Genomic DNA, 25228 nt, shown 5'->3' with positions numbered 1-25228 from the left:
CTATGAACATAAATAGAACTTGATATATATGATGGATAAGATTTAGGTGAATCTGTCTTATATAATGGATGCTTACTAAATTATAGTAAAAAACGAATATGGTGCTGTCTTAAAATATATTATAATATCTGTGTTTTAAGACAACCCCATAAATACTATGCGGGGTGGTTAAATGAATATTTCAGTAGAATCAATGAGCATAATCAATAATATATTTGATAATGCTTATGAAAATGGAAGAAAGACTCTATACGAACATGAAGTATATATGATTTTAAAGAGCATAGGACTTGATGTTCCAAAATTCGTATTTGTAAAGAATTCAAATGACTTGACTGAAAAGATGTTAGAAAAATTTGGTCGTGATATTGTAGTTAAAATTGTTTCATCAGATATTTCCCATAAACAAAAATTAGGTGGGGTAAAAGTAGTAAAGAATCATGAAACATTATATGTAGGTTATGTATTGGATAAAATGCGCAAAGAGGTTCTTTCACATTTTGAACAAGAACCAAATATTGAAGGCTTCTTAATTGTAGAATTCATTCCTCATACACAAAGTATAGGATATGAAGTACTTATTGGTTCAAAAGATGATTCATCATTCGGTCCAGTAATAACATTTACAAAAGGTGGAGATGATGCAGAATTTTTCGCTAAATATTATGATCCTGCTAATCTATTTCTTCCTCCTTTCAGGTATAATAAAGCCTTAGAGCTTGTTAATGATTTGAACATTTGTCATAAATTCAAAGATATTGGTCATGAAGAATATCTAGAATTAATGGCAAAAGCAGCAAGTTTAATAAGTTCATTTGCTTTTCACTATTCTAATGCTTGCAAAGAGAAGACAAAGTATATTGTGAAAGCTCTTGACATTAATCCTTTTGTCATAACAAAAGATAATAGATTTATAGCTGTAGATGGATTTGCACAATTTGAAAAAGTGGAAGACAATAAAGAGGTAATGAAAGAAGCTAATGTGAATAATATCGAACCATTCTTTAATCCAAAAGGAATAGCTGTTATTGGTGTTTCAGCAAATCCAGATAAACACAGCATGGGTAGAGAAATAGCTAAACTCTTACATGATCTTGGTAGAGAAGATATATATTTCGTTAATATAAAAGGTGGAAAAACCGTTATTGGTGATAAAGAATATCGGCTATATAAAAGTATAGACGAAATACCAGTTGAAACTGAATTAGCTGTTTATGTAGCTAAAGCAAAATATGTTTTCTCATTCTTTGAAGAAATGAAGACCAATATACCAAAATCAGTAGTGCTCATCCCAGGTATTCCTTCTGATATGAACTATGATGAATTCAAGGAAAATCTGTCAAAAGTAATACCAGAAGATGTCAGGGTCATTGGACCAAACTGTATGGGTGTTTTCTATGGAGATGATGACAAAAATCCAGGAGTTAATACATTATTCATTGATGAAGAAAGATTGGAATTAAATACATGTGAAGAAAGTAATACTGTATTTTTAACTCAAAGCGGTGGTATGGCTCTTACTCTTATTGATAAATTTAGCCATTTGAAAATATTTAAATCAGTAGTCAGCTTCGGTAATAAATATGATGTCAAGATTGTTGATCTAATCAAGTATTTTGCTCCAAAAGAAGATATCAGCAATATAGCCCTTTATGTTGAAGGTTTTGACCAAGGTGAAGGAAGAAAATTCTATGAATTAGCAAAAGACATAGATAAACCAATCATCATATATAAATCTGGTAAGACAGATGCAGGAGCAAAGGCAGCAGCTTCTCACACTGCCGCTATGACAGGTGATTACGATGTGTTTAAGGCTGTATGTGAGCAAGCAGGAGTCATTCTAATTGATGATATAAAAACATATTATGATTGTATAAAAGCCTTTTCTTTACTTGCTGACAAAAAAGTAAAAGGAAGAAAAGTAGCAGGTGTGGTTAACGCAGGCTTTGAAGCTACTATAGCAGCTGATGAATTAGGTAACTTGGAGTTAGCAACTCTTAGTGAAGAAACTAACGAAAAATTAAAGCAGCTTAACTATCATGGACTTATAGATACGTCTTCTTCAATAATTGATGTAACTCCAATGACAGAAGATGTTTTATACGCTAAATATATAGAAGCTATAATTCAAGACGATGCTGTAGATGCTATGTTTGTAAGTATTGTACCCCATGCAAATGATTTGAGAGCTTTGCCTAACGCATGTTATGATGATGACAGTTTGGCTAATTCCCTTGTAAGGTTAGTTAAAAAATACAATAAACCTATTACAGTATCTGTTAATGCTGGTAAGTTTTATCGTGACTTCGTATCAATCATGGAAGAAGGTAAAGTAGCTGTATACGATGATATAAGATCATCAGTAAAAGCATTGGATACTTTTGTATCTTATAATACAGGAATCAAAAAATAATATATGTTTAATTTATAAAATTAAGAGGTAGATATTATACCTCTTTTTTTTATGCTCTTATTGACATTAAATAATAGTATAGTATAATAAAGTTACAAATAAATTATTAATAGTTACATATATGATACTAAGGAGCGATATTATGAAGAGAAAACCAAATATTTTATTCATTTTTTCAGATCAACAGAGATGGGATACAGTTGGATGTTATGGACAGCCACTAAATATAACCCCTAATCTGGATGATTTAGCTAAGGATGGAGTAAGAATAGAAAATGCCTTTACATGTCAGCCTGTTTGTGGTCCTGCAAGAGCCTGTTTACAAACTGGTAAATATGCCACAGAAACTGGTTGTTATCGTAATGCTATAGCTTTACCATTAGATGCAAAAACAGTTCCTAGATACTTATCACAATCTGGTTATGAGGTGGGATATGTAGGTAAGTGGCATTTGGCTTCCACTGGATATGATTCCAATGAGGATATTGGTAAAGTATGTAATTATGAAACAACAGCTATCCCTCCTGAAAGAAGAGGGGGATATAAAGATTATTGGGTAGCTGCAGATGTACTTGAATTTACTTCACACGGTTATGATGGTTATATGTTCAAAGATATGGAAAAAGTAGAGTTTAAAGGCTATAGAGTAGATGCTACGACAGATTTTGTACTTGACTATTTGGATGGTTATACTGGGGAAAAACCATTTTTCTTATTTACATCATACATTGAACCACATCATCAGAATGATCGTAACCAATATGAAGGTCCTGATGGATCCAAAGAAAGATTCAAAGATTATGTACCACCAAAAGACTTGGCTTGTAATACTGAAAAAGGTGATTGGGAAGAGAATTATCCAGATTATCTAGGGTGTTGTGCAAGTCTTGATGAGAATGTAGGAAGAATACGGAAGAAATTAAGAGAGTTAGAATTGGAAGAAGATACTCTTATTATATATACTAGTGACCACGGTTCACATTTTAGAACAAGAAACAAGGAATATAAACGAAGTTGTCATGAAAGTGCAATAAGGATTCCATTGATTCTTAATGGTCCAGGGTTCAGAGGGGGCAAAGTTATTAAAGAACTGGTAAGCTTAATTGATCTGCCAGCTACAATCCTTAAGTGTGCAGGAATTGAACGACCTAATGATATACAAGGATACCCAATTCAACAAATAGTAGATGGCGAAGATGTCAAGTGGCAACAAGAAGTGTTTTTACAGATTAGTGAGAGTCAATTGGGCAGAGCAATAAGAACAGATAAATGGAAATATTGTATTACTGCACCAGATAAATCAGGAGATTTAGATTCCCATAGTGATACATACGTTGAAACTTTTTTATATGATTTGGAAAAAGACCCATGTGAATTGACAAACCTTGTTAAAGACCCAGCTTATGTTAAAGTCAGAAAAGAATTGGCTAATAGATTGATTAAGAGGATGAAAGAGGCTAATGAAGAAGAACCAGTAATTTTACCTGCAAAAAAATAAAAATTATTATATAATAATCCTATATGTACTATTGAAAAAATAATCAGAGGTGACTATATAATGGAACAAAAGAGTGTAGCTCCAGCATTAACAAGAGGTTTAACCATACTTGAAATAATAGCAAGGGAAGGAGCCATAGGATTTAATGAGCTAAAAGAAAAGATGAATTTACATGCCACTACAGTCAACCGGCTTATAAAAGTCTTAATAGACAAGGAATATCTTGCTAAAGACCAAAATAGTAAATATACCCTTGGTATAAAGTTTTTAAATCTATCCAACCAAGAAACTTTTTGGAATAAAATAATACAAAAATTGCATAATAGTATGAAAGAGATAAATGAAAAGTATGGTATAACTGTATTGTTGACATCATTGGACAAAGATAAAGCCACCGTAATCTATAAGATAATTGAGTCATCAAATCTAGGTATGCTGGAAGTTGGAAATACCCATTATGACTTAATGAACTTTCCATGGGGGATTTTATATATAGCTGAGCAGGAGAAAGAGAAACAAGAAGAATTAATAGAAAAGTCATATGCTGATCCCTCTCGTAATATGAATGTAGTTGATAGAAAAGATATTGATAAATTAATTGTTGAGGCTGATTTAGAAAAACATGTGGATGATAAAGGCTGGTTTTTTAATGGCAGGAGATTTGCTGTTCCTGTTTTCTTATCAAATGGCAAATTAATAGGTGCACTATGCTCTGGTTCAAACAAAGAAAATCTTAAGGATATCTCTATTGAAGATGTAATCAATGATATGAAAAAAGCGGTGGAAGGTTTAGATTTATAATTATCCCTTACCATAAAAAGATAATAAATTTATGCTTGACTAATTAATAAAGGTAATATATTATTAAGTTAACAAAAATTAAAACACAACATATAATAATAGTAATTAATAGACAACCTAGGTTTAGTTAATCATAAAAAAGAATATAGAACATATAATATTAGAAGCTTTGATAGGAAGAGTAGTTAAATGAATCTTAAAAGAGATGGAGTGTCACCGGCTGAGAGCATTCCTTAAGTGAAGTTGAATGAAGTGCATCCTTGAGCTTGTCCAGTGAATTAGTAGTAGCTGGGTACGGTGCTGACCGTTATACAGCCTGAAGTTGGAATAAGTATATTTATTCAAGAAGAGTGGAACCGCGGAATAACTTCGTCTCTTATTTAATTAAGAGATGGAGTTTTTTTATTACAAAATTATTGAAAAACTTTATTTAAGAAGTTTCTTTGATTTCGTTACGTTACTGAGTCATTTGACTTAATATGTACAACAAGGAGTGTGATAATATGGGATTGATAAAATATATCAAACAAGAGATAAATGTAATTAAAGATAGAGATCCAGCTATAAAATCTACATCAGAAGTGTTTCTTTATGGTAGTTTCAAAGCTATAATGAGTTACAGATTAGCTCATTCACTTTTTAGAAAAAAACACTATTTTTTAGCTAGGTGGGTTTCTCAAAGAGCGGCAAGAAAAACGGGAATAGAAATTCACCCGGGAGCCACAATTGGAAAAAATCTATTCATAGACCATGGACATGGAGTGGTCATAGGTGAAACTTGTGAGATTGGCGATAATGTAACAATATATCAAGGAGTTACATTAGGTGGAACAGGAAAAGAACATGGCAAGAGACATCCAACTATTGGGAACAATGTTATGATAAGTGCAGGGGCTAAGGTATTAGGTTCATTCAAAATTGGTGACAACTGTAGAATAGGAGCAGGGTCAGTTGTACTTAATGAAGTGCCGCCGAACTGTACTGTTGTTGGTATACCTGCAAGGGTTGTTCGCAGAAACAATGAAAAAGTATCTCCTTGCGATACTCTTGACCAAACACATCTGCCAGACCCTGTTAGAATGGAAATGTGCAAATTGTTAACAAGAATAGAACGATTAGAACAAAAGGTAGCATCAATACCACCGGAAGATTACTTCAAATTATTTAACCGTGAAAAATTTAGCAGATAAAACATATTAAATAAAGAAAGGAAAGGATAAAATGAAGATATATAATACTTTAACTAACAAAAAAGAGGCGTTTGAATCCATAGAGGAAGGTAAGGTAAAAATGTATGTTTGTGGTCCAACAGTATATAACTATATTCATATAGGTAATGCTAGACCATTAATAGTGTTTGATACAGTTAGGAAATACTTAGAGTACAAAAATTATGAGGTTACATTCGTATCTAATTTTACTGATATTGATGATAAAATAATAAAGAAAGCCAATGAAGAAGGGGTAGATTATAGGGAGATATCAAGTAAATATATGAAAGAATTCTTAATTGATTCAGAGGGATTGAATGTTAAACCAGCCACTATTTATCCAAAAGCAACTGAAGAAATAGATGGTATGATTAAGGTGATTGAACAGCTTATTGAAAAAGGTTATGCTTACGAAGTTAATGGCAGTGTTTATTTTGAAACAAAAAAATTCAAACCATATGGTAAGTTATCTAATAAGAATCAAGAGGATTTGGAAGCAGGAGCTAGAATTGCTGTTGATACAGAAAAGAGAAATCCAATGGACTTTGTTTTATGGAAGCCCAAAAAAGAAGGAGAGCCTGCATGGAAATCACCTTGGGGTGAAGGTAGACCTGGATGGCACATAGAGTGTTCAGTAATGGCTAAAAAATATCTTGGTGATAGTATAGATATTCATGCTGGTGGAGAAGACCTTGTTTTCCCACACCATGAAAATGAAATAGCACAAAGTGAAGCTGTTAATGATAAGCAATTCTCTAAATACTGGATGCACAATAGATTTGTCAATGTAGATAATAAGAAAATGTCAAAGTCTCTAGGTAATTTCTTTACAGTAAGAGAAATAGTTGATGAATTTTCTTATGATGTTATAAGATTCTTTATGTTAAATGTTCATTATAGAAGTCCTATCAATTTCAGTAGGGATCTAATACAAGCTGCAGCTAACGGACTTGAAAGAATTCAAACAAGTAGAGATAATCTAGAGCATTTATTAAAGAATGCACAACAAGATGATTATAATGAAAAAGAATCCATGTTGAATGAAGAAAAAGAATTAGAAAAATATAAAACAAAATTCGAAACTGCTATGGAGGATGACTTCAATACTGCAGATGCTATATCAGCTATATTTGAATTAGTCAAATTCGCTAATAAAAATACTGATTCAGATTCTTCTAATAAATTTATTGAAGATATTATTATACTAATTGACGAACTATGTGGTATACTAGGAATAGTAAGTAAGAAAAAGAAAATTCTACTAGATGAGGAAATAAATGATCTAATTGAAAAAAGACAACAGGCTCGTAAAGATAGAGATTTCGCATTAGCGGATAAAATAAGAGATGATTTAAAAGACAAAGGTATTATCCTTGAAGATACACGTGAAGGTGTACGTTGGCATAGAGGATAATAGGTTACTTATGAGAAAGGAATGGAATTGATGCAAGATTTTATTGACTACTTTAAAGATAGTCTTAATATAAAAGACGTAAATACTAAGCAATATTCACCTTTAGTTCTTGCATATATTGGAGATAGTGTATATGATTTGATAATCAAATCAAAAGTTATAGCAGAGGGTAATTCACCTGTTAATAGACTCCATAAAAAAACAAGTAATTATGTAAAAGCGTCAGCTCAAGCAAAAATGTTTAGAGAAATCGAAGACATGTTGACTGAGGAAGAATTTAACATATATAAAAGAGGAAGAAATGCTAAGTCGGGTACAGTACCCAAGAATGCTGATTTGATTGACTACAGAGTTGCAACTGGGCTTGAAGCATTAATTGGTTTTCTATATTTAGAGAATAGATTCAAAAGAATCATTGAATTGATTGTTAGAGGAGTAAAATAATGACTACACAAACGAAAACATTTGTAAAAGGGGCAATGATTCTTTCACTTGCAGGTTTGATCGCAAAGATATTCAGCGCTCTATATAGAATTCCTTTAGCTTACTTAGTTGGAACAGAAGGGATTGGCTATTATACTACTGTATATCCATTATATTCATTATTGGTTTCGGCATCTTTAGTAGGAATACCCAATGCCCTGTCAAAACTTACATCAGAGAAAATAGCTAAGGAAGATTATTATAATGCACATTATATTTACAAATATTCAATGATAATAATTAGCATATTCGGTGCATTTATATCATTGTTCATGGTACTTGGTGTGGATCAGATTATTAATATGGGCGATTGGCCAAGTGAATCTAGATACGTAATATTTGGACTAGCTGTATCGCCAATATTTATATCTATCACAGGAGCTTTCAAAGGATATTTTCAAGGTATGCAGATAATGGTACCTACTGCTATGACTCAGATAATAGAAAATATAACAAAAGTGATATTAGGTATAGGTATTACTTACATGTTAATACAAATGAATCATAGTGTACCATATTCAGTTGGTGGAGCTGCACTTGGAACATCCCTTGGATTTTTAGTATCCACATTATTTATTATCTTGTATTATATTAGGAAAAGAAAAGATATAAATAAACAAGTGATGGCAACAGCAAGGAAGAATCATATAAAATTTGGTGAAGTTGCCAAAAAGCTCATTGTGATTGCTATACCTATTACAATTGTTTCGGCTGCGTATTCTTTAATGAATTTAATAGATTCAAGTACTATATATAAAAGGTTAGGTGCAATATTTATTGACAAGCAACAAGCTGTTGATATGTATGGACAAATGGGTAATGCTTTTACCATAGTCAATGTACCTTTGACAATAAGTTTAGCTCTTATGATTAGTATTGTTCCTGCAGTATCAGTTGCTGTAGCTAAGAATAATACTGCTGATTTAGTAGCTAAGATAAAATTAGCAATCAGATTTGCTCTTTTACTTGCTTTACCAGCAGCAGTGGGTCTCTTTTTACTGGCTGAACCCATAATGGAATTATTATATCCAACTTCTGCAGGATATGAATATCTTATGTTATATGCTGTCTGCTTAATATTTATAATCTTAGGACAGGCATTAGCAGGTATACTACAAGGAATGGGTAAATATTTTTTCCCATTAGCATCCCTTGTAATAAGTGTAGTTATAAAAATTATAATAAACTATTCTCTAGTAGCAAGTGATCTACAATTAAAAGGAGCAATCATAGGCTCAATATGCTATTATGTTGTATACGTCCTATTGAATTATTTGATGATAAAGAGAGAAACTAAACTGAAACTTAATGTTATCAAGATAATTATTAAGCCCATATTATCAGCAGGAATTATGGGATTAGGTGTTTATGTAATTTTTCATGGTATGTATAAGCTTATTAACAGTAATACAATATCAACCCTTCTAGCAATTATATCTGGGATGATTATATATGTAATTATGCTTATATTGACTAGAACTTTGCAGGAAGAAGATTTTGCATTTATACCTAACAATGAAAAAATAACACGAAAACTAAAAAATATGAAACTTATTAAATGACAAGAGAGGAATAGTAATGGATAATACGGAATTGATTCTAGAAGGAAGAAATGCTGTAACAGAAGCATTAAAAGCTGATAGAAGTATAGATAAGATTTTTATTATAGATGGGAAACATGATGGACCAATTAAAAAGATTGTCTCTGAGGCTAGAAAAAAGAACATCATCGTGAATTTTGTAAGTAAAGATAAATTAAATGATATTTCGGTAACTAAAAAGCACCAAGGAGTCATAGCTTATGCCGCAGCATATGATTATGTAGATGTAAAAGATATGATAAAATATGCTAATGATAAAGGTGAAGCACCTTTTATATTGATACTTGATAGCATAGAAGATCCCCATAATCTAGGAGCTATACTAAGAACTGCTAATATTGCGGGAGTTCACGGAGTGATAATACCTAAAAGAAGAGCGGTAGGATTGACAGCTACTGTTGCTAAAACATCAGCTGGTGCTATAGAGCATACTAGAGTAGCTAGAGTAACCAATGTTGCTAGAACTATTGATGAACTAAAGAAAGAGGGTTTTTGGATAGCTTGTGCTGATATGGATGGAGAACTTATGTATAATGTTGATTTGAAGGGTTCTCTTGCTATAGTAATTGGTAACGAAGGCGAAGGAGTATCCAGGAATGTAAAAGAAAAATGTGACTTTATAGTTAAGGTACCAATGAAAGGTGAGATAACTTCTCTTAATGCTTCAGTGGCAGCAGGAATACTAACTTATGAAGCCCTAAGGCAAAGAGATTATAACTAGAATGGACTAAACTATAACCCCTGGGATACTATTACTAACTCTAATAATACTTATTTTCTAATTATTATAGACTAGAATTGACTAAGTGTATAACTAGATTCTATAAAAATAAGAGAGGAAGAATAGGTATGAATAAGTTGAAGAAGTTTTATAAACTTAATGGAGTAGTCTTAGTATCTATAATCTTTTTGACAGTTATTTTCATGTCAAATAACGCATTTGCAGTTGAGAACAATGATGTGGCTCAAGGTAAAACAGCTACAGCAGATAGCTGGCAGCCCATATCAGGAAGAACAGCAGACAAAGGCAATGATGGTGACGAGTCCACTCGCTGGAGTGCCAGTGATGGGAAATGGGGACACTGGTGGAAGGTAGACTTGGGTGCAAGTCATACCCTTAATGGATGCAGTATCAAATGGGAATTCAATAAAGTCTATAAATACAAGATAGAAGTATCACCTGATGATATTAATTGGTTGATGGTAGCAGATGAAACCAACAATACTATTTCTAAGCAAATTCAAACTAATGATTTTAATATTGATAGTATAAGATATGTACGAATAACTATTACTGAAACTGAAAATGGTTGTTGGGCAAGTTTTTATGATTTCAAAGTTTTTGGGACTAATAAGTTCTCAGAGCCTATAGAATCAACACCATATTCTAATGTAAATTCTAATCGCTCTTTTCTAAATTTCAATACAAATTGGTTATATTCCAATCAAGATAATGAAAACTATAAATCCATTACTTGTGATGAATCAAGATTTACAGATGTTTGTCTACCTCATTGTAATAAATTACTTAATAAGCATTTTGATCTAGACATATCACAAGTCCAATTTATTTCTTGGTATAGAAGACATTTTAATGTACCTGAAGAATATAGGGAACGAAGGGTTCTAATAGAATTCCAAGGAGTATCAACAGTAGCTGAAGTTTATGTTAACGGAAGTTTTGTAGGTGAACACAAAGGTGCTTATACTTCTTTTACATATGATATAACAGATTATATTGATTATGGTAATGTGGATAATGTAATTGCTGTAAGAGTAGATTCTACAGAGAGAAAGGATATACCACCAGAAGGACTTATTGATGTGGATTTTTTCTTGTTTGGTGGGATTTATCGTGATGTAAATATGATTATTACAGACCCAGTATATGTTGATTGGACATTTCTTCGAACAGTACCTTTAGAAGATGATAGTGTTATGGTTGCAGCAACGACCAAAGTCAATAATAAAAGTATGGTTCCAAAACAATGTAAAGTTATTTCCAATATAGTAGATGCAGATAATTATATAGTAGCTATAGGGGAAAGCAGTCATACTATAGAGGCTGGTTCAACTCATGAGTTCAATAATTTTACTACAAGAATCCTAGAACCTGATTTATGGCATCCTGATGACCCTAATCTATATAAGGTATATACTAGAGTTTTGATTGATGATACGGATTATGTAGATGAATATATAACCAAGACAGGACTTAGGTGGATAAATTTCAACAAGAATGATGGGAAGTTTTATATTAATGGAGAATATATGAAGCTAAGAGGTACTAATAGACATGAGACTTTTCCATATATAGGAAGAGCTGCGGCTAATAGACTTCAAGCTAGAGATGCGGATATCATAAAATATGAAATGGGATGTAATATCGTTAGATGTTCTCATTACCCACAAGATCCTGAATTTTTGAAAAGGTGTGATGAAATAGGTCTATTGGTTCTGGAGGAGACTCCAGGCTGGTTCAATATAGGATTATCCAGCTGGAAAGATATTGTTTTAGACAATATTGAAGAGATGATAGTAAGGGATAGAAATCATCCAAGTATTATTGCTTGGGCAGTGAGAATTAATGAATCTATTGATGATAATAGTTTTTACAAGAATACTAATGCAAAAGCTCGTTCACTAGATCCTACAAGACCAACAACTGGTTCTCGATTCGTTGCTAATTATCTTAGTGCTTTTTATGAAGACTTATTTGGGTATAATGATTTTACTGAAGGAATAAAAGAACCTAGAGTATTACCTTGGCTAGTTACCGAATATGAAGGACACAAGTTTCCAGTTAAGTCTTTTGATAACGAAGACAGATTGCTAGAGAATCTATTAAGACATGCTAAGGTACAGAATGAAGCTCAAATGAGAGAAAATGTATCAGGTGCTTTGGGATGGTGTGCATTTGATTATAATACACCTCTTGCAGATTCCTATAGCAATAATAATATTAGATATCATGGTGCCTTTGATATGTTCAGGATGCCTAAGCATGTAGCCTATTTTTATCTTTCTCAACAGAGTAGAGAACATTATGGTCCTGTAGTATATATAGCTAACTATTGGAAAGAAAATTCACCAGCAACAGTAACTGTAGCCAGTAATTGTGATGAAGTAGAATTGTTTGTCAATGGTATTTCCCAGGGAATTAAGCAACCAAATCTATATACCAGCTTGAACCATCCCCTATTTGAATTTAAGGATATAGACTACGTTTCTGGTGAAATAAGAGCAGAGGCACGAATCAATGGAGAAGTGGTTGCTAGCCATGTTAGACATACTCCAGGTCAACCTGTAAAATTATTATTGAAGGCTGATGATTATACCTTGATAGCAGATGGTAGTGATATGACAAGGGTGACAGTTACGGCACTGGATGAATATGATCAAATAGTACCTTTATCGAATAATTTAGTAGAGTTTCAGGTGACAGGAGCAGGAACTTTTCTCGGTGAATCACCTTTTATATTGGAAGATGGCAAAGGGGGATTCTTTGTTAAGACTATTTTAAATGAAACTGGTACAATAACCTGTAAAGCAACTTCTGATGGACTCATAGAATCAAATATCAGTCTTTCTGTTGTAGATATGACAGAGCCTGTAGTACCAATAACAGACAATGGTAATGGCGTTATACCTGAAGAAGGGGAGAACATAGCCTTTAATAGATTTGTCTCATCGGATAGTGAGCAGTCAGGTAATAGAGTTTATTATATAAATGATGATAGCTTTGACACAAGATGGTGTGCTAATGATTGGGATGCTAATCATTGGTGTACAATTGATTTAGGAGATACCTACAATATTCAGGGGACAGAGGTAACTTGGGAAAAAAGTGATACTGTTTATAAATATAAGGTTGAAATATCATCAGATAAGAATAATTGGATTACTGTAGTTGACAAAACAGATAATAGCATTAGTGATCAAATACAGAAAGATGATTTTGTAAGTAACGATGTACGTTATGTTAAAATTACAATAACTGGTCTAGAAAAAAATGCGTGGGCCAGTATTAGAGATTTTAAAGTTTTCAAATGATTGCCATGAAATAATATTGTAATTACATTTACAAACTAGAAATTATATAGTATACTTAAATATGCTTTCAAATTAAAGGAAGGCGGATATGTTTTGACACGAGAATTTCTATTAGTAGATGGTTACAATATTATTTATGCTTGGGACAAGCTAAAAAAAGCAGTAGAAGAAGAAAGCTTAGAAATTGCCAGAAAAAAATTACTGGATATAATGTCCAATTATCAGGGATATAAAAAAATTGAAGTCATAGTTGTATTTGACGCACATAGAGTAAAAGGAACTAGGAATATAGAGAAATATAATAATATAGATGTAGTATTTACAAAGGAAGTTGAGACAGCGGATCATTATATTGAAAAAGTTGCTCATTCAATAGGCAGAGATTATCGAGTAAGAGTTGCTACATCAGATGGTCTCGAACAAACTATAATACTAGGAAAAGGTGCAAGTCGTATATCAGCTAGGGAATTACATAATGAAGTTAATATGATAGAAAGTGATATTCGTAAGAATTTCATTGAAAAAGTTCAAATTGATAATAATCGTTTAGAAGGTCACCTAGACCCTAAAGTTTTAGAGTGGATGGAAAAGATGCGTAGAAAATGATAGAGGGGTTGATGTAGTTGGATTATGCTACTTGGTACGACGATTCATATGTTACGTATTCAGATGAACAACTTGTGGAATTAGTGAGAGATGGGGATAATGAAGCACTTGATTATTTAATGAACAAGTACAAAATTTTAGTTGAAAAAAAAGCGAAGTCATATTTTTTGATAGGTGCTAGTAGAGATGATATTATTCAAGAAGGCATGATTGGACTCTTTAAAGCAATTCGTGATTTTAAAGAAGAAAAAACTGCGTCCTTTTATTCTTTTGCAGATTTATGCGTAACAAGACAAATTATATCAGCTGTAAAAGCATCAACAAGACAAAAACATCTTCCATTGAATTCATATATATCATTGAACAAACCTTCTTATGAAGAAGAGAATGATAAAACCACTTTAATAGATAAGATGCCTTCTAGAAAAATAATCAATCCAGAAGATTTATTGATAGGACAAGAGAATCTAAGCATTATTGAGCATGAACTCAATGAGAGACTTAGTAAACTGGAAAAAGAAGTTTTGCAAAGTTATATATATGGAAAAAGCTATGTTGAGATTGCTGTAAATCTAAAAAGACCAGTAAAATCAATAGATAATGCATTGCAGAGAATAAAGAAAAAAGTTGAACTTATTTTAGTTGAAAAGGGAGTATAATAATACTTGACAAAATTTATAACTTGTTATAAAATTAGTCAGTATGCTGGAGTAACTCAGTAGGTAGAGTACTTGCATGGTAAGCAAGAAGTCGGCAGTTCAAGTCTGCTCTTCAGCTTTTTTTTTGCCCTGTATTAGGGCTTTATATTTAGACGTATATATAATGAAATAGACTCAGTTTAGAAACTGCATGATCTAAACTGAGTCTATTTTTATATTGATATAAAAGCCCCTTTTATTTTATATGTTTATTATTTAGTATTATCTGATGAACAAATTTCAATTTCAAAAGCAGTTGTTTGAGGTGGTATTGATGCAGTCATAATATTACTATGTTTTACAAGCAATTTATCTCCTTTAGCTATATCTTTTATACTTGCTTTTTTTCCAGTTGATTGATTAGTTATTTTTGTTTCTTCGTTTATATGGAAGATAATAGTTTCATCTTCTCCATATCCTACAGTAATCATATGACCATTTTTAGTTTCTTTTATTTCAGATACTTTTCCTTCTACTTTAGTTTCTTCTGCTTGATCGGTTTTCATTACATTTATTCTATAAGCATATGTTTGAGGAGGTAAGGACCTAGTCATTTTTGAATCATGTAAAACTACTAATCTGTCTTCTTCTTTTATATCTTCAACATTTACTTCTTTTTCAGTTGATGGATCAACGATTTTAGTATCTTTGTTAACAAGGAATATTATACTGTTTTCTCCATATTTAACAGTAATCATATGACCATTTTTTGTTTCTAGAATGTTACTCACATTACCATCTACTTTATTTCTTTCAAAAATATCAAAAGCGTCTTGGTTAAATATTTCTTCAAAGAATTCTACAGGTACATAAGTTGAATCATTTACTATTTCAGGAGCCATACCTAGTGGAAATGGAGCTACTTTACCTTTGAAATATAAATCTTTACCTATTGATATAGATGTCCATATATTATCTTTTGAAACCTCTACAGAACGTGTCTTGCTATTCCATTTTAAATCATAGCCTAATCTTTCACATGTAAGTCTAAGTGGTAACATTAAATAACCATCTTTTTGATATGATAATCCTTCTACTCCTATATTAGTATTAATTAGAACAGGTTTTTCCAGTGTCACCTCATTATTATAGCAAATTATTTTTTGATCTGTCATAGCTTGTGAAGTCATTCCTGTTCCTAGTGTCAATACTCCTGCCAAAGCCAATGCAACATAATTTTTTTTGTATTTCATATTATAATCTTCCCTTCTTTTCATTGTTTGTACGTTTATTAGACGAACTAAATTTTTAAAAGTTCCATATTTTGTAATAAATATTCAATAAAAATTATTTATATTTTATTGGAACATTTTTTTGGGTTAGTTCGTTTAATAAAGGAATAATAAATAAGGGAGGAATTGATAAAACAAAAATTATAACTTATTAACTATATAAAAAATGACACAAACAATTATACGGAGGTAAATAAAATGAAGAAAATAATAGCGATAATAACAATAATAATGGCAATGTCAGTAGTATTTGCAGGATGTAGTAAAGATGTGGGCAAAGATAATGGAAGCAATATTGAAAATCCTGATTCAGGAGATAACAATGGCGATGGTGATAAAGAGGAAGAAGAAGTTAATGTTTCAATAGATGATATTGCTGCTGCAATTAAAGAGCAAATAAAGAATGATATGATTGAACAGGGTAGATCAGAAGAAGATTTCACTGAAGAAGGAGTTATACCTGGATATATTGATGGAGATCTTAAGGTAGAAGAAGAAAATCCTATGGTAGCAATTGATATTAATAAAGACGATATAGAACAAGGTAGATTGGTTGCACCAATGATTAATGTTAATTCTAATCAGATAATTATTTTAAAGGCATCAGAAGAGTCAAAAGTAAGTGATTTGCAAGCAGTACTAGAATCAGTAAAAGAATCTCAAGTAGGTGTATGGGAACAATATTTACCAGATCAATATGAAAAAGTTAAAAATAATATTATCAAAACTAATGGCAAATACTTATTATATGTAACATATGATAATCCAGAAAAAATAGAAGAAATTTTTGATAACTTATTAAAATAATAGTAGAATAGAAGGGACTGCTTTCTTGATGCATTTTAATACTTTAGGCATTAGTAAGATAGAGTTTATCTCATTAAGGCGTAATATAAAATGAATTAGGGGTAGTCCCTTAATTTTAACAAATTGGCTTAATAGGAGAGAACATATGGTATTCAGCAGTTTAGTTTGTTTATTTATATTTTTACCAATAACTTTATTATTATATTTTTTAGCTCCTAGAAAAATCAGAAATGTTATTTTGCTAGTAGTTAGTCTTGTGTTCTATGCTTGGGGTGAACCTATTTATATTATACTTATGATATTTTCATCCATAGTCGATTATACTCATGGTATGTTAATTGAAAAGTTTAGAGAGCAAGATAAGAAGGCAAAATTAGTAGTTTTATCATCTGTAATTATCAATTTGAGTTTACTAGGGTTTTTTAAATATGCTGATTTTATGATACTGAATATAAATAATATATTTGGTACTACTCTTAGTGAATTGAATCTCCCTCTTCCTATAGGTATTTCTTTTTATACATTCCAAACAATGTCATATACTATAGATGTTTATCGTAGACAAGCTCCTGTACAGAAGAATCCTATCGCACTTGCAACTTATGTTACATTATTTCCCCAGCTAATAGCAGGACCTATTGTAAGGTATCAAACAATAGCCGATCAGATTAACAATCGTAAAGAAACTGTAGATAAGTTTGCAGCAGGATTGGAACGTTTTATATTAGGTCTAGGAAAAAAAGTTCTATTAGCCAATAACATTGGCTTATTGTGGAACCAAGTTCAAAATACTGGTTTTGATGACTTGACTATCTTGACTGCTTGGCTAGGTATAATTGCTTTTGGATTTCAGATATATTTTGATTTCAGCGGGTATTCGGATATGGCAATTGGACTAGGTAAGATGTTTGGTTTTGATTTCCTAGAGAACTTTAATTATCCATATATATCAACTAGTATTACTGAATTTTGGAGAAGGTGGCATATATCTCTAGGCAGCTGGTTCAGGGATTATGTATATATACCTATTGGTGGTAATAGGGTAAGTAAATTGAAAGTATACAGGAATCTATTTGTTGTTTGGTTTTTAACAGGTTTATGGCATGGAGCCAGTTGGAATTTTGTATTATGGGGATTATATTTTGGTTTGATAATTGCTCTAGAAAAAGCATTCCTACTAAAGTTTATTAATAGATTATGGAAACCGATAAGACATGTATATGCTTTGCTGTTAATATTAATTGGATGGGTTCTATTTTCCTTTGATAATTTGACTGACAGTATACAATATTTAAAGATAATGTTTGGTTTGGGTGGTGTTCCTATATTGAATAATCAATTTGTATATTATTTGTATACTAACCTGATATTGTTTATTACACTAATTTTTTTATCAACACCTATCATTAAAAAGAAATATGAAATGCAAGTTAAAGGGAATGCCAATTCAAAATTGCAGACTATAGTAGTACCAAGTATATTATTTTTAATTCTTTTTATATCAACTGCTTACTTAGTGGATTCAACATACAATCCATTTTTATACTTTAGATTTTGATGAACTTACAGGAGGTGGACAGTAGTGAATAGAAAGTCAAGTATAATTATTATAGTAATGTTTATTGTATTTGTAGTGACAATCAATGTATTGAATCTTGTTACAGAAGATAAACATTTTTCAGAAGCTGAAAACAGAATACTTGCTAAAAAGCCTTCTTTAACATGGAAATCTATAAAAAATGGTCGATTTACTCAAAGATTTGAAGACTATGTAACTGATCAATTCATATTTAGGGATTTCTGGGTTGGATTGAAATCAGATAGTGAAAGGCTACTTTTGAAGCAAGACAATAATGATGTTTTCTTTGGTAAGGATGATTATTTATTAGAGGATTTTAATAAACCCAAAGAAGAGATTATAGATAGAAATATCGCTAATATTAATTATTATGCAAGTAAATTGAAAGACATGAAAACATATGTATTATTTCCACCAACTTCGATTAAGGTAAATGAGAGTAGATTACCACCTTTTGCAACACCATATGATGAACTATTGACTATTAATAGAATGAATAACAATCTGTTGAATGTAGATTTTGTGGATGTATATCAATCTCTCAAAGATAAAAATAACGAGTATCTATACTTTAGAACAGATCATCATTGGACAATGAGAGGTGCTTATTATGCCTATGAAGTATTAGCAAAAGAGATGGGTATAACACCTATTCCTTTAAATGAATTTCATTCTAAGATTGTAACAGAAGAATTCTATGGAACATTATATTCTAAGGCTAACAACTATCATGTTAAACCTGATTATATAGAAGTTTTTACACCTATTGATAATACTAATGTTCAAGTTGATTATGTAAGTGAGAACAAATCTTCTAATTCTTTATATGAAGAGAAACATTTGGTTACAAAAGATAAATATTCATATTTCCTGGATGGTAACCATCCTATAGTTACTATAAAATCAGATGTTTCTAATGGTAGAAAGCTTATGATTTTCAAGAATTCCTATGCCCATTGTTTAATACCTTTCTTGGTCAATCATTATGAAGAGATTCATATTTTGGATCTAAGATTTTCTAAAATGAATATATATGATTACATCAGTGAAAACAATATAACTGAAACACTATTTTTATATGATATACTTAATTTTTCTAAAGAGACTAGTTTAAATATCTTAAACATAAAATAACTTATAATATATACAGGTGTAGAACCTCTTATAAAGTGATAATATATTTCTAATCACATTTATAGGAGGTTTTATATATGTCTTATGGAAAATGGTTTCATGGTTATAAAATTGGTTAGTAAAAGAAACTTTGATTCAATATGCAGAATATTATGGTAATAATATTACCTTTAGGTTGTAAGATTAGAATAGATTCACAAGAAGCTAGTATCAGATTGATTGATAGTCCTTATAAATAGACAATATTTTATTTATTTATATTTTTTTTCTAAAATACTATTAAATTATTATGTCTAGGTCTATGAAATTTTTACATATTATGATATTATATACTAATAATAGGAAAAAATAGGTAGAACAATAAATATAATATTACATTTCGCAATGTATTTTTTCTTATGATTATAATTAAAACATATCTTAATAAAAGATTATACATAAGAAATACTCAATTGATTCTAATATACCACAATAGAAAAGGTGTAATTTTATGAGTGATATATTTTCTGGACTAGAGAAATTAGGATTTAACAATATTAAAGCAATGGATATATTTGAAGATGAAAAGAAGAAGAGAGCGGAAATGAAAATAAAAAAAATGTCTAAAATTTCAGCAAAAGATTTACTTTATGATAGGAAAGTATTATGTCCCGTTTGTGGTGAAAAATTTATTACTAGAACGGTAAGAGCAGGTAAAGCTAAATTATTGTCTATTGATACTGATCTAAGACCTAAATATGATATTATTACTCCTTATATGTATGATGTCATCCTTTGTAATTGCTGTGGGTATGCAGCTCTAAGTAAATTTTTTAAAAAAATAACAGGCACACAAGCAGATTGGATTAAAAAACAAATATCCAACACCTATAGAGGAAGAGAATATCCAGATGAATATACATACGAAGTAGCTATTGAAAGGTACAAATTAGCTTTACTGAATGCCGTAGTGAAAAAAGTGAAAGCAAGTGAAAAAGCTTATATATGTCTTAAGATTGCTTGGCTATACAGATGTTATTCTGAGGAGTTATTACAAAATGAGAATCCTTCTCATGAATTGATAGAAGAAAACCATAAATATGAAATGATTTTTATAGAAAAGGCATATGAAGGATTTATTAATACATATGAAAATGAAGACTTTCCAGTATGTGGTATGCAGGAAATGACAGTAATGTATTTAATTGGTGATTTAGCTAGAAAATTAGGAAAATTGGATGAATCAACTAAATGGGTATCAAAAGTGATAGTATCAAAAACAGCTAATGAAAGATTAAAAGATAAAGCTAGAAATATTAAAAATCTTGTTAAACAACAGAAAAGGATAAATGCTAGAAATAATATTGAAATTGATGATTAAATTTAAATATGAAAATTAAATAGGATTATATATTTTACGTTAATATCAAGGAAGATAGACAAGGTTAAAAGCTATGAATGGCTAAAGCTAGTCTATCTTCCAAAGTTTTATAACTATATATCCAAGAATACTTTAAGATAGTTGAATCAATTAACATTGAGGCTGTTTATTTTTAACATAGTCCTTATTAGAGCGTCTTTAGAATTTTTCCAAGGTTCATCTGCAAATCTGTAATCATTTTTTTGAATAAACCAATCTAAGTCTTCTTTTAAACGGTTAAGATTATCAATTTCAACAGATACAATGATATCAATGAATGATTCAAGCTGAGAATCATTTAGATATTTTGGTGCTTCATTATAAAGTAATGCAAAATGGTTTAGGCAGAATCCTTTACTTGATTTGAGTAAATCAATAAAAGATTTATCTTTTTTTAGTAGATAGAAAAACGTATCAGTATATTTCTGAAAGGTAGATTCTATTCTATCGCATATGTAACAACTTGATTCCTTTTCTTTTAGATAGGTAAATAGTTTTGTATCACTTTTATCATTTTTGGAGAATAGCTTTTTCTTTGATTTTGGATTGCCAGATGAAATAAGACTTTCAACTTCTTTTTGTAAATTATCAAGATGACTGTTAAGCATAAGAGCAAGACCTAATCTGTTTTTGTTAGTGTACATTTTAGTTAAATGTTCTTTGCAAAATCCAAGATTATTAGTTTTTTCCCTTACATCTGTTTCCATATAAGATGGACCTAGTACAAATTGGATTGTATTTTCCTCTAGAGTCTTGTACATATTGCAAAAAGGACATTCACCTTCTTCTTTAAATGAATCGATTACAGGAATTGTATATATTTTTTCTTTCATTTTTACACCCACTTGTTTTATAATATATTCTATGATATAGAAGCTGGAACTTCTTTATAAGCATATGGAATATATTGAGTATAGCATAAATAAGGGATAAGTGATAGAGTTTATTAGATATATAATTTGAATTAAGGAAATATATTGAACTTATTGAAATGGGTGTTAGAAGTTTAAGTTCAATATATATAGATTATCTTAGGAGGGTAAATAATGGAATATATTGTAGAAAATAATAATATACTAGTTAATGATTATATTGATTTTGATATTGAACATATCTTAGAATGTGGTCAATGTTTTAGATTCTATAAACAATCGGATAAAGATTATCTGTTAATTGCTTATGACAAGATATTAAGAGTCACTCAAGGAGATAATAAAATCATTTTCCATAATACAAACACAAATGATTTTGATACAATATGGACAAATTATTTTGACTTGGGGAGAGATTATGGAAATATTAAGAAAGTACTTAGTAACATAGATGAACATTTACATAAGGCAGTTTCAGAAAAAGGTGGTATAAGAATTTTACAACAGGATACATGGGAAACTCTTATCTCATTTATCATATCTCAAAATAAAAACATTACACATATTAAAATATTAATAGAAGAGCTCTCTAAAAAATACGGTACTTACATTGGGGAAGAAGATAATGTTAAATACTATTCTTTTCCTACTATAGAACAACTATCAGCTGCAAGTGAACAAGACCTAAGAGATCTGAAAGTTGGTTTTAGAGCACCATATATTGTTGATGCGTGTAGAAAAGTTATCAATAAGGAAGTAGATTTGGTTAGCTTAGCTTCCATGGAAATTGAAGAAGCAAAGAATGAGTTGATGAAAATCAAAGGGGTTGGCCCAAAAGTAGCAGATTGTGTATTACTCTTTGGAGCTAAGAGATACGAAGTATTCCCTACTGATGTTTGGGTTAAAAGAATAATGGAGCATTATTATTTTAATAAGGATACAAAAATAAAAGCTATACATGAATTTGCGGTAGAACATTATGGAACTTTAGCAGGATTTGCACAGCAATTCCTATTTTATTATGCCAGGGATTTCAAGATTGGCAAAAAATGATAATCAAGTTGTATAAACCTTAGTACTAATGGTGAAAATATATATTAGCTATAAACAAATTATAAACTATAATACAAAAATAAAATAAATATATCCCATGCTATTATAATCAAGGAATATATGAATCTAAACTATAATATAACGAAAATAGGAGCAAATTGAAGAAAACAAGAGTATGCGAAAGGTAAGAAGAGTTAACATTATATAATGGATGAAAATGGTTAAAATAAACATTTGCAATTAATTGCCTATTTTAATAATATATACCTTGAGATTAGCACTCGATTGAAGAGAGTGCTAACAACAGAAAAAGAAAATATGAAAGATAATTATAAGGAGGTAAATAAACATGAAATTAGTACCTTTAGGAGACAGAGTAGTAATTAAACAATTAGAGGCTGAACAAGTAACTAAATCAGGTATCGTATTACCTACTGGAGCAAAAGAAAAGCCACAAGAAGCAGAAGTAGTTGCTGTAGGACCAGGTGGAATGGTTGAAGGAAAAGAAGTTAAGATGGAAGTTAAAGTAGGAGATAAGATTATCTATTCAAAATATGCTGGTACAGAAGTTAAACTAGAAGATAATGAGTATATCATTGTTAAGCAAAGTGATATATTAGCAATAGTTGAATAATCATTGAATTGAAATAAAAATAAAAACAAAGAAAACAAGGAGGGCTACATAATGGCTAAAGAAATTAAATTTGGTGCAAATGCAAGAACTGCTTTAGAAGCAGGAGTTAACCAATTAGCAGATACAGTAAAAGTAACACTAGGACCAAAAGGAAGAAATGTTGTTTTAGATAAAAAATTCGGTACACCACTTATTACTAATGATGGTGTTACAATAGCAAAAGAAATTGAATTAGAAGATGCTTTTGAAAACATGGGTGCACAACTTGTTAAAGAAGTTGCCACTAAAACTAATGATGTTGCAGGTGATGGAACTACTACTGCTACAGTATTAGCACAATCAATGATTCAAGAAGGAATCAAGAATATAGCAGCAGGAGCTAATCCTATTATTCTTAGAAGAGGTATGAAAGAAGCTACTAAGAAAACAGTTGAAGCTATCAAAGAAATGAGCAGTGCATTAACTGGTAAAGACCAAATTGCAAAAGTTGCTGCAATTTCAGCTGGTGATGAAGAAGTAGGACAATTAATTGCTGATGCAATGGAAAAAGTTTCTAATGATGGAGTTATCACGATTGAAGAATCAAAAACAATGGAAACTGAACTTGAATTAGTTGAAGGTATGCAATTTGATAGAGGTTACTTATCACCTTATATGGCAACAGATATGGATAAGATGGTTGCTGATTTAGATAATCCATATATCTTAATTACAGATAAGAAAATCAGTAATATTCAAGAGATATTACCTATTCTTGAGCAAATAATCCAATCAGGATCTAAGTTATTAATCATCGCCGAAGATGTAGAAGGCGAAGCATTAGCTACATTAGTTCTTAACCGTTTAAGAGGAACATTCAGTGTTGTAGCTGTTAAAGCTCCTGGTTTTGGCGATAGAAGAAAAGCAATGCTTCAAGATATAGCAATCTTAACAGGTGGTACTGTTATTTCAGAAGAAGTAGGTCTTGATCTTAAAGAAACTACAATTGAGATGCTTGGTAAAGCAAAATCTGTTAAAGTTCAAAAAGAAAACACTATAATCGTAGATGGTGATGGCGCTAAAGAAGATATTAATGCTAGAGTTAGCCAAATCAGAGCTCAAATAGAAGAAACAACTTCTGAGTTTGATAAAGAGAAATTACAAGAAAGATTAGCTAAGATGGCTGGTGGAGTTGCTGTAATTAAAGTTGGAGCAGCAACAGAAACAGAAATGCAAGAAAAGAAATTACGTATGGAAGATGCTTTAGCAGCTACAAGAGCAGCAGTAGAAGAAGGTATCGTTGCAGGTGGTGGAACTTCTTATATCCACGCTTCAAAAGAAGTTGCTAAATTATTAGATAATGCTGAAGGTGATGAAAAGACAGGTATCAATATTATCCTTAAAGCACTAGAATCTCCACTTCGTCAAATTGTTACTAATGCAGGACTTGAAGGATCTGTAGTTGTAAATAAAGTAAAAGAAGCAGATGATAATATTGGATTCAATGCTCTAACTGAAGAATATGTTGATATGGTTGCAACAGGTATCATTGACCCAACAAAAGTAACTAGAAGTGCTCTTCAAAATGCTACTTCAGTAGCTTCAACTCTACTTACAACAGAATCAGTTGTTGCAGATATAAAAGAAGATGAACCAGCAATGCCAATGGGCGGTGGAGCTCCAGGAATGGGCATGATGTAATTAAATAAATAATTATTGTGCGAATGCCATCAGTTAACTCTGATGGCTTTTGTGATTTTA

Annotated in this window: 20 protein-coding genes, 1 tRNA gene and 1 other annotated feature; of the genes, 19 read left to right on the top strand and 2 right to left on the bottom strand. The window is 30.9% G+C overall.

Annotated elements, in window-relative coordinates:
• Positions 1–172: 172 nt before the first annotated feature.
• The 12 genes from AACQ14_RS22005 to AACQ14_RS21950 all read left to right on the top strand — a co-directional run bounded on the left by AACQ14_RS22005 (position 173) and on the right by AACQ14_RS21950 (position 14857).
• Positions 173–2413, top strand: coding sequence for an acetate--CoA ligase family protein (locus AACQ14_RS22005; protein ID WP_339365717.1), 2241 nt, complete (start codon positions 173–175; stop codon positions 2411–2413).
• 142 nt (positions 2414–2555) lie between these two features.
• Positions 2556–3911 (top strand): sulfatase-like hydrolase/transferase, encoded by a 1356-nt coding sequence (locus AACQ14_RS22000; protein ID WP_339365716.1) that lies wholly within the window; start codon positions 2556–2558, stop codon positions 3909–3911.
• A 60-nt stretch (positions 3912–3971) separates the two neighbouring features.
• Positions 3972–4712 carry a MarR family transcriptional regulator gene (locus tag AACQ14_RS21995; RefSeq protein WP_339365715.1) on the top strand — a complete coding sequence of 247 codons (741 nt, stop codon included), beginning with the start codon at positions 3972–3974 and terminating at the stop codon, positions 4710–4712.
• 160 nt (positions 4713–4872) lie between these two features.
• Positions 4873–5092 (top strand) — a binding site (T-box leader).
• Positions 5093–5215: 123 nt separating this feature from the next.
• The gene (gene epsC, locus AACQ14_RS21990) at positions 5216–5902 is read left to right on the top strand and encodes a serine O-acetyltransferase EpsC (protein WP_339365714.1); all 687 of its coding nucleotides are present in this window, start codon (positions 5216–5218) and stop codon (positions 5900–5902) included.
• Positions 5903–5933: 31 nt separating this feature from the next.
• Complete coding sequence (cysS, locus tag AACQ14_RS21985; RefSeq protein WP_339365713.1) at positions 5934–7337, top strand: cysteine--tRNA ligase; 1404 nt, start codon at positions 5934–5936, stop codon at positions 7335–7337.
• Between the two features lie 30 nt (positions 7338–7367).
• Entirely contained in the window at positions 7368–7781 is a 414-nt protein-coding gene (locus AACQ14_RS21980; protein ID WP_423248004.1) for a Mini-ribonuclease 3, read from the top strand.
• Entirely contained in the window at positions 7781–9382 is a 1602-nt protein-coding gene (locus AACQ14_RS21975; protein WP_339365711.1) for a putative polysaccharide biosynthesis protein, read from the top strand. The genes AACQ14_RS21980 and AACQ14_RS21975 overlap by 1 nt, the downstream gene beginning before the upstream one ends.
• A gap of 16 nt (positions 9383–9398) precedes the next feature.
• Positions 9399–10142 (top strand): 23S rRNA (guanosine(2251)-2'-O)-methyltransferase RlmB, encoded by a 744-nt coding sequence (rlmB, locus tag AACQ14_RS21970; protein WP_339365710.1) that lies wholly within the window; start codon positions 9399–9401, stop codon positions 10140–10142.
• A gap of 128 nt (positions 10143–10270) precedes the next feature.
• Positions 10271–13474: a discoidin domain-containing protein gene (locus AACQ14_RS21965; protein ID WP_339365709.1), complete on the top strand. Its 3204-nt coding sequence runs from the start codon at positions 10271–10273 to the stop codon at positions 13472–13474.
• A 93-nt stretch (positions 13475–13567) separates the two neighbouring features.
• Positions 13568–14080 (top strand): NYN domain-containing protein, encoded by a 513-nt coding sequence (locus tag AACQ14_RS21960; RefSeq protein ID WP_113674591.1) that lies wholly within the window; start codon positions 13568–13570, stop codon positions 14078–14080.
• Positions 14081–14097: 17 nt separating this feature from the next.
• A complete protein-coding gene (sigH, locus tag AACQ14_RS21955; protein ID WP_339365708.1) occupies positions 14098–14739 on the top strand; it encodes an RNA polymerase sporulation sigma factor SigH in 642 nt (213 codons plus the stop codon).
• Positions 14740–14784: 45 nt separating this feature from the next.
• Positions 14785–14857 (top strand) — tRNA-Thr (locus tag AACQ14_RS21950).
• Positions 14858–14990: 133 nt separating this feature from the next.
• Here AACQ14_RS21950 and AACQ14_RS21945 read toward each other — a convergent pair.
• Complete coding sequence (locus AACQ14_RS21945) at positions 14991–15971, bottom strand: copper amine oxidase N-terminal domain-containing protein (RefSeq protein WP_339365707.1); 981 nt, start codon at positions 15969–15971, stop codon at positions 14991–14993.
• Between the two features lie 237 nt (positions 15972–16208).
• Here AACQ14_RS21945 and AACQ14_RS21940 point away from each other — a divergent pair, with 237 nt between their 5' ends.
• From AACQ14_RS21940 to AACQ14_RS21925, 4 genes are all read left to right on the top strand, one after another.
• Complete coding sequence (locus AACQ14_RS21940; protein WP_339365706.1) at positions 16209–16817, top strand: DUF4358 domain-containing protein; 609 nt, start codon at positions 16209–16211, stop codon at positions 16815–16817.
• Between the two features lie 145 nt (positions 16818–16962).
• The gene (locus AACQ14_RS21935; RefSeq protein WP_339365705.1) at positions 16963–18375 is read left to right on the top strand and encodes an MBOAT family O-acyltransferase; all 1413 of its coding nucleotides are present in this window, start codon (positions 16963–16965) and stop codon (positions 18373–18375) included.
• A 24-nt stretch (positions 18376–18399) separates the two neighbouring features.
• On the top strand, positions 18400–19530 hold the full coding sequence (locus tag AACQ14_RS21930; RefSeq protein WP_339365704.1) for a DHHW family protein: 1131 nt from the start codon (positions 18400–18402) through the stop codon (positions 19528–19530).
• 490 nt (positions 19531–20020) lie between these two features.
• The gene (locus AACQ14_RS21925) at positions 20021–20890 is read left to right on the top strand and encodes a DUF2225 domain-containing protein (RefSeq protein WP_339365703.1); all 870 of its coding nucleotides are present in this window, start codon (positions 20021–20023) and stop codon (positions 20888–20890) included.
• A gap of 146 nt (positions 20891–21036) precedes the next feature.
• Here AACQ14_RS21925 and AACQ14_RS21920 read toward each other — a convergent pair whose 3' ends face one another.
• Positions 21037–21762: a DUF6062 family protein gene (locus AACQ14_RS21920; protein WP_339365702.1), complete on the bottom strand. Its 726-nt coding sequence runs from the start codon at positions 21760–21762 to the stop codon at positions 21037–21039.
• 213 nt (positions 21763–21975) lie between these two features.
• Between AACQ14_RS21920 and AACQ14_RS21915 the strand changes: the two genes are divergently transcribed.
• From AACQ14_RS21915 to groL, 3 genes are all read left to right on the top strand, one after another.
• Positions 21976–22854 (top strand): DNA-3-methyladenine glycosylase family protein, encoded by an 879-nt coding sequence (locus AACQ14_RS21915; RefSeq protein WP_339365701.1) that lies wholly within the window; start codon positions 21976–21978, stop codon positions 22852–22854.
• Positions 22855–23203: 349 nt separating this feature from the next.
• Positions 23204–23488 (top strand): co-chaperone GroES, encoded by a 285-nt coding sequence (groES, locus tag AACQ14_RS21910; protein WP_113674600.1) that lies wholly within the window; start codon positions 23204–23206, stop codon positions 23486–23488.
• A gap of 51 nt (positions 23489–23539) precedes the next feature.
• Positions 23540–25168 carry a chaperonin GroEL gene (groL, locus tag AACQ14_RS21905; protein ID WP_339365700.1) on the top strand — a complete coding sequence of 543 codons (1629 nt, stop codon included), beginning with the start codon at positions 23540–23542 and terminating at the stop codon, positions 25166–25168.
• Positions 25169–25228: the final 60 nt, after the last annotated feature.

Origin of the sequence: Vallitalea maricola (assembly GCF_036985595.1) — a bacterium.
Taxonomy (GTDB): domain Bacteria; phylum Bacillota; class Clostridia; order Lachnospirales; family Vallitaleaceae; genus Vallitalea; species Vallitalea maricola.
This window is presented reverse-complemented; position numbering and strand designations above follow the sequence as displayed.

Coding starts and splice junctions, on each gene's coding strand:
- AACQ14_RS22005 (WP_339365717.1), top strand. CDS start 173: ATGAATATTTCAGTAGAATCAATGAGCATAATCAATAATATATTTGAT.
- AACQ14_RS22000 (WP_339365716.1), top strand. CDS start 2,556: ATGAAGAGAAAACCAAATATTTTATTCATTTTTTCAGATCAACAGAGA.
- AACQ14_RS21995 (WP_339365715.1), top strand. CDS start 3,972: ATGGAACAAAAGAGTGTAGCTCCAGCATTAACAAGAGGTTTAACCATA.
- epsC (WP_339365714.1), top strand. CDS start 5,216: ATGGGATTGATAAAATATATCAAACAAGAGATAAATGTAATTAAAGAT.
- cysS (WP_339365713.1), top strand. CDS start 5,934: ATGAAGATATATAATACTTTAACTAACAAAAAAGAGGCGTTTGAATCC.
- AACQ14_RS21980 (WP_423248004.1), top strand. CDS start 7,368: ATGCAAGATTTTATTGACTACTTTAAAGATAGTCTTAATATAAAAGAC.
- AACQ14_RS21975 (WP_339365711.1), top strand. CDS start 7,781: ATGACTACACAAACGAAAACATTTGTAAAAGGGGCAATGATTCTTTCA.
- rlmB (WP_339365710.1), top strand. CDS start 9,399: ATGGATAATACGGAATTGATTCTAGAAGGAAGAAATGCTGTAACAGAA.
- AACQ14_RS21965 (WP_339365709.1), top strand. CDS start 10,271: ATGAATAAGTTGAAGAAGTTTTATAAACTTAATGGAGTAGTCTTAGTA.
- AACQ14_RS21945 (WP_339365707.1), bottom strand. CDS start 15,971: ATGAAATACAAAAAAAATTATGTTGCATTGGCTTTGGCAGGAGTATTG.
- AACQ14_RS21940 (WP_339365706.1), top strand. CDS start 16,209: ATGAAGAAAATAATAGCGATAATAACAATAATAATGGCAATGTCAGTA.
- AACQ14_RS21935 (WP_339365705.1), top strand. CDS start 16,963: ATGGTATTCAGCAGTTTAGTTTGTTTATTTATATTTTTACCAATAACT.
- AACQ14_RS21925 (WP_339365703.1), top strand. CDS start 20,021: ATGAGTGATATATTTTCTGGACTAGAGAAATTAGGATTTAACAATATT.
- AACQ14_RS21920 (WP_339365702.1), bottom strand. CDS start 21,762: ATGAAAGAAAAAATATATACAATTCCTGTAATCGATTCATTTAAAGAA.
- AACQ14_RS21915 (WP_339365701.1), top strand. CDS start 21,976: ATGGAATATATTGTAGAAAATAATAATATACTAGTTAATGATTATATT.
- groES (WP_113674600.1), top strand. CDS start 23,204: ATGAAATTAGTACCTTTAGGAGACAGAGTAGTAATTAAACAATTAGAG.
- groL (WP_339365700.1), top strand. CDS start 23,540: ATGGCTAAAGAAATTAAATTTGGTGCAAATGCAAGAACTGCTTTAGAA.